10 protein-coding genes are annotated in these 13,274 nt (G+C 70.6%); 6 read left to right on the plus strand and 4 right to left on the minus strand.

All coding sequences use genetic code 11. The annotated features are described in order from the left end of the window. Positions 1 to 25: 25 nt before the first annotated feature. Both DDF62_RS15700 and DDF62_RS15705 read left to right on the plus strand, forming a co-directional pair. Positions 26 to 808, plus strand: a complete 783-nt coding sequence (locus DDF62_RS15700; protein WP_244286836.1) for a DUF4198 domain-containing protein — start codon at positions 26 to 28, stop codon at positions 806 to 808. Positions 809 to 816: 8 nt separating this feature from the next. Next, complete coding sequence (locus DDF62_RS15705; RefSeq protein WP_116489963.1) at positions 817 to 1,278, plus strand: EF-hand domain-containing protein; 462 nt, start codon at positions 817 to 819, stop codon at positions 1,276 to 1,278. An 80-nt stretch (positions 1,279 to 1,358) separates the two neighbouring features. Here the strand turns inward: DDF62_RS15705 and DDF62_RS15710 are convergent, their stop codons facing one another. Together DDF62_RS15710 and DDF62_RS15715 are read right to left on the minus strand one after the other, a co-directional pair. Next, a complete protein-coding gene (locus tag DDF62_RS15710) occupies positions 1,359 to 2,165 on the minus strand; it encodes a glycoside hydrolase family 16 protein (RefSeq protein WP_244286837.1) in 807 nt (268 codons plus the stop codon). Next, on the minus strand, positions 2,162 to 3,955 hold the full coding sequence (locus tag DDF62_RS15715) for a polysaccharide deacetylase family protein (RefSeq protein WP_116489964.1): 1,794 nt from the start codon (positions 3,953 to 3,955) through the stop codon (positions 2,162 to 2,164). The genes DDF62_RS15710 and DDF62_RS15715 overlap by 4 nt, the downstream gene beginning before the upstream one ends. Positions 3,956 to 4,128: 173 nt before the next feature. Between DDF62_RS15715 and metG the strand changes: the two genes are divergently transcribed. Beyond that, positions 4,129 to 5,838 carry a methionine--tRNA ligase gene (gene metG, locus DDF62_RS15720; protein ID WP_116489965.1) on the plus strand — a complete coding sequence of 570 codons (1,710 nt, stop codon included), beginning with the start codon at positions 4,129 to 4,131 and terminating at the stop codon, positions 5,836 to 5,838. Between the two features lie 183 nt (positions 5,839 to 6,021). Further along, complete coding sequence (locus tag DDF62_RS15725; RefSeq protein ID WP_116489966.1) at positions 6,022 to 7,188, plus strand: MFS transporter; 1,167 nt, start codon at positions 6,022 to 6,024, stop codon at positions 7,186 to 7,188. Between the two features lie 134 nt (positions 7,189 to 7,322). Here the strand turns inward: DDF62_RS15725 and cysN are convergent, their stop codons facing one another. Further along, entirely contained in the window at positions 7,323 to 9,230 is a 1,908-nt protein-coding gene (cysN, locus tag DDF62_RS15730; protein ID WP_116489967.1) for a sulfate adenylyltransferase subunit CysN, read from the minus strand. After that, positions 9,230 to 10,201 carry a sulfate adenylyltransferase subunit CysD gene (cysD, locus tag DDF62_RS15735; RefSeq protein ID WP_425267056.1) on the minus strand — a complete coding sequence of 324 codons (972 nt, stop codon included), beginning with the start codon at positions 10,199 to 10,201 and terminating at the stop codon, positions 9,230 to 9,232. The genes cysN and cysD overlap by 1 nt, the downstream gene beginning before the upstream one ends. A 233-nt stretch (positions 10,202 to 10,434) precedes the next feature. Here cysD and DDF62_RS15740 point away from each other — a divergent pair, with 233 nt between their 5' ends. Then, the gene (locus DDF62_RS15740) at positions 10,435 to 10,632 is read left to right on the plus strand and encodes a hypothetical protein (RefSeq protein ID WP_133244935.1); all 198 of its coding nucleotides are present in this window, start codon (positions 10,435 to 10,437) and stop codon (positions 10,630 to 10,632) included. A gap of 198 nt (positions 10,633 to 10,830) precedes the next feature. Next, positions 10,831 to 13,274: coiled-coil domain-containing protein (locus tag DDF62_RS15745; RefSeq protein ID WP_116489970.1), on the plus strand; the 2,444-nt coding region annotated here is incomplete at its 3' end.

Below are 13,274 nucleotides of genomic sequence, written 5' to 3' on the forward strand. Positions count from 1 at the left end.
CGATCGTCCTGGAAGGGGGATTCCGATGAAGACCATGCTCGCTTCGGCGGCGCTGCTGGCGGGCCTTGGCCTGTCCGGCCTGGCGCACGCCCACTCGCCCTACATGCTGCCCAGCACCTTCGACGTTTCCGACCGCAAGGTCGTGACCGTCCAGGGCTCGTTCACCGAAACCTTCTTCACGCCCGAAGTGGTGATGAAGTCCGACGCCTATGCGGTGATCGGTCCGGACGGCGTGCGTAAAGCCCTGACCCCGACCTACCTGCGCGAGCTGGCCCTGGTCGAGGCTCCGGTCGAGACGGCCGGCACCTACCGCGTCACCACCGGCCAGCGCGCCGGCCGCGTCGGCAAGGCCACGCTGGTCAACGGCGAGTGGGAGTTCCTCGAGCCGGGCAAGGCCCCGGCCGGCGCCGAAGTGGTCGACATGCAGAGCATCACCACCGCCGACGTCTACGTCACCCGCGGCGCGCCCAGCACCGCCGCCCTGGCCCCGGTCGGCAAGGGCCTGGAGTTCCAGGCGATCACCCATCCCAGCGACATCACCACCGGCCAGCCGGCCAAGTTCGTGGTGCTGTACGACGGCAAGCCCGTTGCAGGCCAGGAGGTCACCCTGACCGCCGGCGGCGACCGCTACGCCGACGCCAAGGCCGCCCCGGTCACCGTCAAGAGCGACGCCCAGGGCCGCTTCGAGCTGAAGCCCGAGCGTTCGGGCGTCTACCAGGTCCAGGCCCGCTACCGCGTCGCCCCGGCCGCCGCCGGCCAGCCCGGCCAGAGCCACACCTACTCGCTGACCTTCGAATCCCTGCGCTGAGAGCCGACATGATCCGCAACACCCTGATCCTGGCCGCCGTCCTGGCCGCCGTCTCCGCCCCGGCCCTGGCCGCCTCGCACGCCCGCGACACCTTCATCAAGGAACAGGACGTCAACGGCGACGGCGTCGTCACCAAGGAAGAGTTCGTCATCACCCGCGACCAGCTCTTCAAGGCCATCGACGCCGACAAGAACGGCGTGCTGTCCAAGGAGGAGTACGTCGGCGAGTTCAAGGGCCGCCTCGAGAAGCGCCTGGCCGCCTCGACCGAGACCGCCGAGAAGAAGGAAGAAGAGCGCGTGCGCCAGATGCGCCAGGCCGACGTGCGCTTCGGCGTCCTCGACAGCGACAAGAGCGGCGGCATCACCCCGGCCGAGTTCGCCTATTCGGGCTGGCGGATGTTCGTGACCCACGACACCAACAAGGACGGCGTGGTCTCGGCCGCCGACCCGGTGGCCGCGGACACGAACTAGATCCGCCAAACCTCGCCCTTGGGGGGGCGCGCCCCCGGCTTCTTGATCCCCTTCTGGAGCCGGGGGCGCTTGCCCGCCGCCTAGTCTTCCGGTGCGTAGACGCGCACCCAGTCCACCAGCAGGCTTTCGGGCAAGGCCGCGTCGTCGACGCCGCGCCGGCCCGTCGTCTCCGCCCACCGCCCGCCGACCGCCAGGTTGAGGATCAGGTGGAAGCGCTCGTCGAAGGGCCGTCCGCCCGCCCGGGTGAAATAGGGCTTTCCGTCCAGCAGCCAGGTCAGCCGGTTCGGCGTCCACTCCAGCGCGAACACGTGGAAGGCCGTCAGGTCGCCCAGGGCCGCGTCGGCCGAGTCGCTGCGGTTGGCCTGCAGCGTCGGGCCGTGATGCACCGCCGCCCGCACCCGGTCGCGACAGGACCGGCAGCGCACCCCCAGGTTCACGGCCTCGGCGATGTCGATCTCGCCAGACAGCGGGTAGGGGCCGTAGTTGTCGTGTTCGGGCAGCATCCAGATCGCCGGCCACAGCCCCTGGCCCAGCGGCAGCTTGGCGCGCACATCGATGCGGCCGTAGCGGAAAGAGGCCAGGCCCTTGGTGCTGACGCCGCCCGAGGCGTAGTCGCGGGTCACGCGCGGGCCGCCGTCACGCCGGGCCGGGCCCGAGGCGCGCTCCTTGCGGGCGTTCAGCCGCAGGACCCCGCCAGAGACCGTGACATTGGCTGGCGCGTAGCATTGGCGCTCGTCGTTGCCGCCGCCCCAGCAGTCGGTCGCCGCCGTCCACTTGGCCGGATCCAGGCGATCGCCGTCGAACTCGTCCGACCAGATCAGCCGCGGCGCGGCCATGGCCGGGCAGGCGAGGGCGGCCAGCAGCAGAGCCAGGAGCAGGCGTCTCAAGGGATCGCCGTGGTCGAGCGGCCGCCGGCCGGCAGGCCCAGGGTCACGCGCCCCCTGGCGGCCTTGGGCAGTACGACCTCGACGTCCGAGACGCCCTTCGACGCCTTGGTGGTGAGGATCCAGCCGGAGCCGTTCGGCGCGACGTCGATGTCGAGGGCGTCACGCGCCGCCCACCAGTCGCCGAACGCCCTTGTGGAGCCCATCCAGGCGCGGCCCTTCCAGCGGTCGGCCAGGGCTTCCTCGAACTTCAGCTTGTCGCCGACCAGGTTGGGGTGGATCAGCACCGTGACCACGCCCCCGTCCCGGGCCACGCGCGTCACCAGGGCGTCGGCCGCGTCGAGCCGCTGCAGCAGGGGCGGGGCCTCCTCGTCCTCGATGGCGACGGGGAACTCGAACACCGGCTGCAGGGCGCCGTCGGCCCGTCCGTCGGTCAGCTGGAACGGCAGGTGGGTCAGCACCGTGTTGGCGGTTATCGACGACGAATAGCGATAGCCGCTGGCCTCCAGGGCCTGGGGCAGGGTGAACGGATAGGCCAGGCGCCCCGGGCGAAACGAGACGACGTCCGCGCCCGCCAGCCGGTCGAGCAGGAACTTCGAGACCCTGAGCTCGCCCAGGATGGTGGCGTCGCGCACCTTGGTGTCGGTCTCGACGAAGGGACGGTAGCGGGGATAGCGCTCGCGGCCGCTGCCCAGGTCCATCCGCTCGAATTCGCGCGAGTGGGCGACGGTGTGGCTGCCCACCTCCTGCCCGCGCGCCAGCAGGCCTTTGACGTCGGCCACGGCGGCGTCGTCGAAGAACACCTTGTCGTTGTAGTCCTTCATGTATTTGGTTTGGACGAAGAAGGTCCCGCGGATGTCCCGGGCCTTCAGGGCGTCGGCATAGGCCAGGGCGTTGCGAACCGACGGGCCGTAGTCGACGTCGTGGGTGAACAGGATCGACACCTGCCTGCCGGCCGGGGCGGTCGAGACCAGCCAGGGCATCGGCTCGCCGGCCACATAGAGGTCGCGCACCCAGCGGAACAGGCTGTCCAGCGACGGCTCGTAGCCGTTGACGTAGCGCCGGGCCAGGGTCTCGGCCCGGCCGTTCATGGCCCGCTGGGCCAGCGAGCCGAGGTCGACGCCGAGAACGCAGGCCTGGCCGCCGACCCGCCGGCAGGCGACCGCGACCGAGCCGTCGTCGAAGCGGGCCGCCACCTCCGCCGTCCCTGGCGCATAGCCGACGCTGGCGACCTTGGCCTCGCCGGTGGAGGAGACGACGATCTCGTCGCTCTCGGGCTCGCCGGTGGTCTTCGTCCAGCGCATGCGCAGGCGGGAGGAGGCTTCTGTTCCCTCGCCGACGCCGAACAGCTCGCCAAGCCCGCCGCCGGCCAGGTTGAAGGCCAGCACCGTGCCGCCGTCGCGGACGTGCTGGGCCAGGGCCCGCAGCTGCTCGGCGCTGAGCACCCGGCCCGAAACGATCGGATAGACCAGCACCACCTTGTGGGTCAGGGCCTTGGCGGGATCCTGCGTCACCGTGATCGGCACGCCGTGGGCGCGGAAGCCGCGCACCAGGCCCAGCCATCCCGACTGCGGATCGGTGACCAGGATCGCCAGGCGATGCGGGCCGCCCTGATCGAACTGGGCGATGCGGGTGCGGGGCGGCTCGATGATCTTCGAGGCCTTGGCCGGGCCGCGCACGCCGGGGAAGACGTGCATCACCGACGGATCGGGCCGCTCGCGCCACAACCACCAGCCGCCGGCCAGCAGCACGGCGAGGACGAGCAGCAGCAGCGGCAGGCGACGGCGGATCATGAGGCCTCCAGTCAAGCGCGAGACATCCAAACCCGAAAACGCCCGATGCGCGAGCCCGTGATTTCGTGATCCGCACGGTTGCGGGCGCGCCGCGAAGCTTTCCCTTCGGCGCGGGGGCTTCTATATGCGGACGCCTCCTTACTCTCGTTCGCCCCCGGAAAGACGCCCGTTCCATGGCCCGCATCCTGATCACCTCGGCCCTGCCGTACATCAACGGCATCAAGCACCTGGGCAACCTCGCGGGCTCGATGCTGCCGGCCGACGTCTATGCGCGCTTCCAGCGGGCCCGGGGCCACGACACCCTCTACATCTGCGCCACGGACGAGCATGGCACCCCGGCCGAGCTGGCCGCCGCCGCCGCCGGCCAGGATGTCGCCACCTACTGTGAAGAGCAGCACGTGCTGCAGCACGACGTCGGCCGCGCCTTCGGCCTGTCGTGGGACCACTTCGGCCGCTCGTCCTCGCCGCAGAACCATCGCCTGACCCAGCACTTCGCCGAGGTGCTGGAAGCGCAAGGGCTGATCGAGGAGCGGGTCGACCAGATGGTCTACTCGATCGACGACCGCCGCTTCCTGCCCGACCGCTACATCGAGGGCACCTGCCCGCACTGCGGCTTCGAGAAGGCCCGCGGCGACCAGTGCGACAACTGCGGCAACCTCCTGGATCCGACCGACCTGAAGGACCCGTACTCGGTGATCTCGGGCTCGCGGAACCTCGAGGTGCGCGACACCAAGCACCTCTACCTGCTCCAGACCAAGATGGCCGACCGGATCCGCGCCTGGGTCGACAGCCATCCCGACTGGCCCACCCTGGCCAAGTCTATCGCCTACAAGCACCTGGACGAGGGCCTGATCGACCGCGGCATCACCCGCGACCTGGCCTGGGGCGTGCCGGTGACCAAGGACGGCCTGCCGCGTCCGGGCATGGAAGAGAAGGTCTTCTACGTCTGGTTCGACGCCCCGATCGAATACATCGCCGCCACCCAGGAATGGGCCGAGGCCGCGCCGGATCGTGACTGGCGCTCGTGGTGGCGCACCGACGCCGGCGCCGACGACGTCCGCTACGTCCAGTTCATGGGCAAGGACAACGTGGCGTTCCACACCGTCAGCTTCCCCGCGACCATCCTCGGTTCGGAAGAGCCGTGGAAGAGCGTCGACATGCTCAAGGCCTTCAACTGGCTGAACTGGTACGGCGGCAAGTTCTCGACCAGCTCCAAGCGCGGCGTCTTCATGGACGCGGCGCTCGACATCCTGCCGCCCGACCTGTGGCGCTGGTACCTGACCTCGAACTCGCCGGAAGGCAGCGACACGGCCTTCACCTGGGAGCAATTCGCCAGCGCCGTGAACCGCGACCTGGCCGACGTGCTGGGCAACTTCGTCAACCGCATCCTGAAGTTCACCGAGAGCAAGTTCGACGGCGTCGTGCCGGAGGGCGGCGAGATCGGTCCGCTGGAGAAGAAGCTCTACGCCGACGTCGCCGAGCGCCTGGCCGACCTCGCCGAGCAGATGGACGCCATCGAGATCCGCAAGAGCGCCCAGGCGCTGCGGGCCCTTTGGGTGGTCGGCAACGAGTACCTGCAGGAAGCCGCCCCCTGGACGGCGATCAAGACCGACCGCGACCGCGCCGCGGTGATCGTGCGCACGGCCCTGAACCTGGCGGCGCTCTACGCCCGCATTTCGGCCCCGTTCATCCCGTTCGCCGCCGAGAAGATCGGCGAGGCCTTCGGCCAGGCCTGGCCGCCCGCGTGGCCCTCGTCCGACGTCGCCGCCGAACTGTCGACCGTCCCGGCCGGCCAGACGGTGCGTGCGCCGGAAGTGCTGTTCAAGAAGATCGACGACGACATGATCGCCGAATGGGCCGCCCGCTTCGGCGGGGCGGAGTAAAAGATCCTCCCCCTTCAGGGGGAGGTGGCCCGGAGGGCCGGAGGGGGAAGTTCCCGCGGAAACTGGTGAAGTCGTAGGCGTGGGAGGTTACATCCCCCTCCGTCGGCTTCGCCGACACCTCCCCCTTCAGGGGAGGATCTGAAACCGCTTCCCCTTCACCGCACGTCGCTCTACGAGCGGGCCATGCCGCTCGTCGCCCGTCTCAGCCTGTTCTACGTGGCCATCTATCTGGTCATCGGGGTGAGCCTGCCATACGTGGCCACCTTCCTGCGGGCGAGGGGGCTTTCGGGGGCCGAGATCGGCGCGGTGCTGGCCGCGCCGCTGCTGCTCAAGCCCTTCACGGGCGCCGCGCTCGCCGTCTGGGCCGACGGCTTCAGGCTGCGCCGCTCGCCGATGATCCTGCTGGCGGTCGGCGCTGCCTGCGCCTACCTCGCCATGCTGGTCGCCCCCGGCTTCTGGGGCCTGCTGGTCTGCTGGCTGCTTGGCGCGACCCTGTTCTCGACCATCTCGCCGCTGATCGACGTCGTCACCCTGCGCCGCGCGCGGCTGGAGGGCTTCAACTACGGCCTGCCGCGCGGCTCCGGCTCCAGCGCCTTCATCGCCGCCAACCTGGCCATGGGAGTCGTGCTGACCTTCATCGGCGCCGAGGTCATCGTCGTCTGGATCACGGTGGCCGCCCTGCTGACGGCCTTCGCCGCCTTCGCCCTCGTGCCGGCCGAGCGGGTGCACGAGGAGGGCGAGGCGCCGGCCAAGCGCGACCGCTGGAAGGGCCTGGGCAGCCTGCTGACCGATCGGGTGTTCGTGCTGGCGGTGGTCACCGCCGGCCTGATCCAGGGGGCGCACGGCTTCTATTACAGCTTCTCGACCATCCTCTGGCGCAGGCAGGAGATCCCCGAGCCGATGATCGGCGTGCTGTGGGGCGTCGGCGTCGCCGCCGAGGTGGGGTTCATGTGGTTCCTGGAGCCCTGGCGACGCCGCGTCGGGCCGGGGCGCCTGCTGGCCATGGGCGCGGGCGCGGCGGTGATCCGCTGGACCGCCTACGCCTTCGCCCCGCCGCTGTGGGCGCTGTTCCCGCTACAGGCGCTGCACGCCTTCACCTTCGCGGCCAGTTTCCTGGCCTCGCTGCAACTGATCGAGCGCCTGACGCCGCCCAAGAGCGCCTCGGCCGCCCAGGCCCTGAACTCGGCCGTGTCGCAGGGCTTCACGCTTGGCCTGGCGACCCTGGCCTCGGGCCCGCTGTTCGACGCCCTGGGCGTGAAGGGCTACTGGGCGATGGCGGCTCTGGGGGCGGCGGGGCTTTGCGGCGCGCTGGTGCTGGGGCGCAGCGCGCGGGTCAAGGCGGGGGCTTAATCGCTCTCCCTCCCCCTTGATGGGGGATGGCTGGGGTGGGGGTGATGCTGCGTTCGATGTTGCACCGCCGCCAATTCAGCAGGTCACCCCCATCCCCGACCCTTCCCCCATCAAGAGGGAAGGGCGAAGGGGGTTCAGATCTCGTACGAGATCTCTTCGCCTTCCAGCCACTCGACGATCCGCTCGGCGGCGGCCACCGGGTCGACCTTGGTGGTGTCGATGACCAGTTCGGCCGCCTCGGGCGCCTCGTAGGGGCTGTCGATGCCGGTGAAGTTCTTCAACTGGCCCGCGCGGGCCTTCTTGTAGAGACCCTTGACGTCGCGGCTCTCGGCCACGGCCAGCGGGGTGTCGACGAACACCTCGACGAACTCGCCCTCGTTCAGGATCTCGCGGGCCAGGCGTCGCTCGGCCCGGTAGGGCGAGATGAAGGCGGTCAGCACGATCAGGCCGGCGTCGACCATCAGCTTGGCCACTTCGGCCACGCGGCGGATGTTCTCGACGCGGTCCTCCTCGGTGAAGCCGAGGTCCTTGTTGAGGCCGTGGCGCACGTTGTCGCCGTCCAGCAGGTAGGTGTGGCGGCCCAGCGCGTGCAGGCGCTTTTCGACCAGGTTGGCGATGGTCGACTTGCCCGCGCCCGACAGGCCCGTCAGCCACACCACCCGGCCGCGCTGGCTCTTGAGCGCCGCGCGCGAGGCCTTTGAGACGTCGGTGTGCTGCCAGTGGATGTTGTCGGCCCGGCGCAGGGCGAAGTTCAGCAGGCCCGCGCCGACGGTGCGGTTGCTGATCCGGTCGATCAGGATGAAGCCGCCCAGGTCTCGGTTGTCGGCATAGGCCTCGAACGGGATCGCCTGGTCGAGCGAGATGTTGACGTGGGCGATCTCGTTGAGCTCCAGCCGCTTGGCGGCCGTGTGCTCCAGCGTGTTGACGTTCACCCGGTGCTTGATCTCGGTGACGCTGGCGCCGACGAGGCGCGCGCCGATCTTCAGCAGGTAGGAGCGGCCCGGCGGCAGGGGCTCGTCGTCCATCCACACCAGGGTGGCCTCGAACTGTCCGGCGACCGCCGAGGGGCTGTCGGCGGCGACCAGCACGTCGCCGCGGGAAACGTCGACTTCATCGGTCAGCGTGATGGTCACCGACTGGCCGGCCACGGCGCGGTCGAGGTCGCCCGGCAGGGTGACGATGCGCGACACCCGGCTCTCGCGGCCCGAGGGCAGCACCTTGACCCGGTCGCCCGGCTTGACCACGCCCGAGGCCACCTGGCCCGAGAAGCCGCGGAAGTCGAGATTGGGGCGGTTTACCCACTGCACCGGTATGCGGAACGGCTGGGCCTGCAGGCTGTCCTCGACCTCGACGCTCTCCAGCCAGTCCATCAGGATCGGGCCGTCGAACCACGCCGTGTGCTCGCTGCGCACGGCGATGTTGTCGCCGCCCAGGCCCGAGATCGGGATCGGGGTGAACACCGACAGGCCGATCTTCTCGGCGAAGGCGCGGTAGTCGGCGACGATGGCGTCGAAGGTCGCCTGGTCCCAGCCGACCAGGTCCATCTTGTTGACCGCCAGCACCACGTTGCGGATACCGAGCAGGGAAACGAGGTAGGAGTGGCGGCGGGTCTGGGTCAGCACGCCCTTGCGGGCGTCGATCAGGATCACGGCCGCGTCGGCGGTCGAGGCGCCGGTGACCATGTTGCGCGTGTACTGTTCGTGGCCGGGGGTGTCGGCGACGATGAACTTGCGCTTGTCGGTCGAGAAGAACCGGTAGGCGACGTCGATGGTGATGCCCTGCTCGCGCTCGGCGGCCAGGCCGTCGACCAGCAAGGCGAAGTCGATCGCCCCGCCTTGCGTGCCAACGCGCTTGGAGTCGGCCTCGAGGGCGGCCATCTGGTCCTCGAAGATCATCTTGCTGTCGTAGAGCAGCCGGCCGATCAGGGTGGACTTGCCGTCGTCGACGCTGCCGCAGGTGATGAAGCGCAGCAGCGACTTGTTCTGGTGGGCCTCGAGATAGGCCTCGATGTCTTCGGCGATGAGGGCGGACTGGTGAGCCATCAGAAGTAGCCCTCCTGCTTCTTCTTCTCCATCGAGGCGGACTGGTCGTGGTCGATGACCCGCCCCTGGCGCTCGCTGGTGGTGGTCAGGAGCATCTCCTGGATGATCTCGGGCAGGGTCGAGGCGGTGCTCTCGACGGCCCCGGTCAGCGGGTAGCAGCCCAGGGTGCGGAAGCGCACGCTCTTGATCTGCGGCTCTTCGCCGTCACGCAGGCGGAAGCGCTCGTCGTCGACCATGATCAGCGCGCCGTCGCGCTCCACCACCGGCCGCGGGGCCGAGAAGTAGAGCGGCACGATCGGGATGTTCTCCAGATGGATGTATTGCCAGACGTCCAGCTCGGTCCAGTTGGAGATCGGGAAGACGCGCAAGGATTCGCCCGGGTGCTTGCGGGTGTTGTAGAGCTTCCACAGCTCGGGGCGCTGGTTCTTCGGGTCCCAGCGCTGCTCGGCCGAGCGGAAGCTGAACACGCGCTCCTTGGCGCGGCTCTTCTCCTCGTCGCGGCGGGCGCCGCCGAAGGCCGCGTCGAAGCCGTACTTGGCCAGGGCCTGCTTGAGGCCTTCGGTCTTCCAGAGGTCGGTGTGCAGGGCGCTGCCGTGGTCGAACGGGTTGATGCCGCGCGCCTCGGCCTCGGGGTTCTTGTGGACCAGCAGGTCGAAGCCCAGCTGCTCGGCGATCTTGTCGCGCAGCTCGTACATCGCCTTGAACTTCCAGGTCGTGTCGACGTGCAGCAGCGGGAAGGGCGGCTTGGACGGATAGAACGCCTTGGCGGCCAGGTGCAGCATCACCGCGCTGTCCTTGCCGATGGAATACAGCATGACCGGGTTTTCGCACTCGGCCGCGACCTCGCGCATGATGTGGATGCTCTCGGCTTCCAGGCGCTGCAGATGGGTGAGGCGAGCGGGGGTGATCAGCGGCATCGGCGGCTCGTAAGCGACGGCGGGCGCCTGGGGTGCAAGCTGGGTAAGGGCCAAGACGGTCGTCCGCAAACAGAAAAACTCCGCCGTCGCGCTGGGGGCGCTGGGCGGAAACCGGGGGAGCCTGCGACCTAGGTCCCTGGGGCCTTTGTAGCAAGGCTCGGAAATCTAGAGGCGCTGTCAGCTTGTGTGGGCGCCGTTGCGTCAACATGACCAAAAGTTCATTCGAGCATGGCCATGGATTGCGGCATAACGGCGCTATCGGATCGACGGGTAAGCCGATGTCATTCTTGTCAGAACTCCTCGCGGCGATCGTGCTGTGGCTGTCGGCCACGGCCCTGTGCCAGTTCGGCGTGGTGATCGAGGAAAAGATCATCAAGCCGAAGGTTGAACGCACCGTCGCGCGTTCGCCGCGCGAGGCCGCGCGCCTCGAAACCGCGCCCAAGATCATCTGCCCCGAGCAGGCCGCGCGCCTCGGCCGCGCCTGATCCGTCCGCCCCGGGATCGTCGGGGCGACACCTCCCAGAATCGCGCAACACTCGGCCGGCTTTGGGGAAAACCGCGTCAACCGGCTATGCGCGGGCGCCTTTCGCGGCTAGGTTTACTCGCCTGCGCGATGAAGGGGCTTGCGCGCTGCGTCGCTGTGAGAGGCCCCCTCGTCGTTCGCCTTGGGACAGTGGCTGCGTATGAAGCCTAAGAAGCGCCGACCGCTCGACTTTTCCACCCTGCCGGTGGAGACGCCCCGCGATGATGCGGCGCCTGCTTCTGGCCTGCCCGAGTCGGACCCGTCGATCTTCGCCGCCGCCGAGCCCGATCCCGACGCCCCGATCAGCGAGCCGGACAACGATCTCGACATCGCCGACCTGCCCGGGACGGGGTTCCTGGCCGCGCCGCCGCGCGGCGCCCGTCCGCCGTCCTATCAGCCGCCCGAGCCGCAAGCCGAGCCGGCGCCCGAACCGCTGACCTCGGCGATCGCGCCCGAACCCGCGCCCCAACCGGAACCGGAGCCCGAAGCGCCGCCGTCCGTCGAGCCCGTCGCCGATCCGGTCGAGCCGGTGCTGCGCGAGGATCGCTCGTCGGCGCGCCGCTCGTTCTTCCGCGGTTCGCCGCCGCCGGAGCCGGCCGCGCCTGAACCGGCCGCGCCGCCGGAACCCGAACCCGCGGCCGAGGCGCCGCCGCCCGCGCCCGAACCCATGCCTGAATTCGCCCCGCCGCCGGAACCGCGAGCGCGCCGCACGCGCACGGCCGAGCGCACGCCCGCCGACGACCTGTCGCCGCTGCCGACCTTCCTGACCGCGCCCGCCGCGGCCCAGCCGCCGGCTCCGCGTCCCGAGCCGGAACCGCCCGCCCGGTCGGAACCCGCCGCGCGTCCGCCCGCCGCCGAACGTCCCGTACACGCGCTGTCCGAGAAGGCCGAACGCAAGCCGATGCCGGGCGGCGTCTACTGGAGCATGGCCGTCTGCGTCGCCGCCCTGTGGGCCGTGGCGCCGGTGATGTTCGCCCTGGGCTACGGCCCGACCCTGCCGATGCCGGTGACCATGGCGGTGTTCGCCGCCCTGGCCGCCGGTCCCGCCGCCTTCATCCTCCTGGCCGCCTACATGCTGCGCCAGGCCCTGGGCGTGTCGGCCGAGCTGCGTCGCACGCGCCAGCTGACCGACCAGCTGCTCACGCCCGCCACCCTGGCCGCCGCCGGGGCGACCGGCGTGGTCGACGCCCTCAGCGGCCAGATCGACGCGGCCACCAGCGCCGCCGACGCCGCCCGCGAGCGCATCATCACCCTGCGCCAGGCCTTGGCTGAAGAGACCGCCCGCCTGGTCGAGGCCGCCGATTCGTCCAGCCGCATGGCCAAGCAGCTGGCCGAGGGCCTGGGCCATGAGCGCACCGCCATGCAGGCGCTGTCGGCCGCCCTCGACACCCAGTCGACCGGCGTGGTCGACGCCATCGGCAGTCAGGCCCGGATGGTCGCCGAGGCGTCCGACCTGGCCGAAACCCAGCTGCGCGAGGCCGAGGCCGCCCTGGCCGCCCGCGCCGCTGACCTAGCCGCCGCCGCCGCCGAAGCGTCCGACGCCGCCCGCATCGGGGCCGAGGACCTGTCGCGCCAGATCGCCCGCCTGGAGACCGCCGGCCAGGGCGTCGGCGACCAGATCGGCAATGTCGAGCGCAGCCTGGCGTCGCAGCGCGCGGCCCTGGTGACCGCCGCCCAGGCCCTGCGCGCCGACCAGGAGGACTTCTCCTCCGAGACCGAGACCCGCACCGCCCAGCTCACCGAGTTCGTGGCCTACACCCGCGTCGGCGCCTCCGAGCTCGGCGACATCGCCGCCATGGGCGCCGAGGTGCTGCGCGGCCTGATCGTCTCGTCCGGCGACCAGCTGCGCGAGATGGCCGAGGCCGCCCGCGCCGAGCGCGAGGCCCTGGCCGCCGAGACGCAAGCCGCCCTGGCCCGCCTGGAAGCCGCCGCCGCCGACCGCCGCGGCGACCTCGAGGGCGAGCTGACCCGCGCCATGAACGCCATCACCGACGCCGCCCAGCGGGCCGGGGAGGGTGTCGAGCTGCGCGTCGAGACCGCGCGGGGCCGCGTCGACCAATTGAACGAGATCGCCTTCTCGGCCGGCCAGAAGGCCGACGCCGTATTCGAGTCGCGCATGCAGGAAGCCCGCGACCTGATCGAGAACGCCGCTCAGGTGGTCGAACAGGCCGGCGCCCGCACCGCCCAGAAGCTGGCCGAGAGCGTCGAGACCGCCCGCACCGCCATCGCCGAGATGGAGCGCCTGCTGGTCGAGGCCGGCCAGAGCAGCGCCGCCCTGCCGGGCGAGGCCCTGGCCCGCGCCGCCGAGGTCCGCGCCCAGATCGAGAAGGGCATCGACGACCTTCGCGCCGCCGCCCGCCGCACCGCCGAGGAGACGGCGGCCATCGACCAGGCCTTCCAGGACCGCGTGCGCCGCAACTACGAGATGCTGAGCGAGGCGGTGACGCAGATGAACGCGGCCGCCGCCCAGACGCCGTCCTTCGCCGCGCCGAGCCGTGGCGCGGCGGCCCTGGTGCGTCCGCCCCAGTCGGCCCCGCAGCCCGCGCCTCAGGCCCCGCCGCCCCAGCAGCGCCAGGCGCCGCCGCCTCCGCCGCCGGTCCAGCC

The organism is Caulobacter radicis (genome assembly GCF_003094615.1).
GTDB lineage: Bacteria > Pseudomonadota > Alphaproteobacteria > Caulobacterales > Caulobacteraceae > Caulobacter > Caulobacter radicis.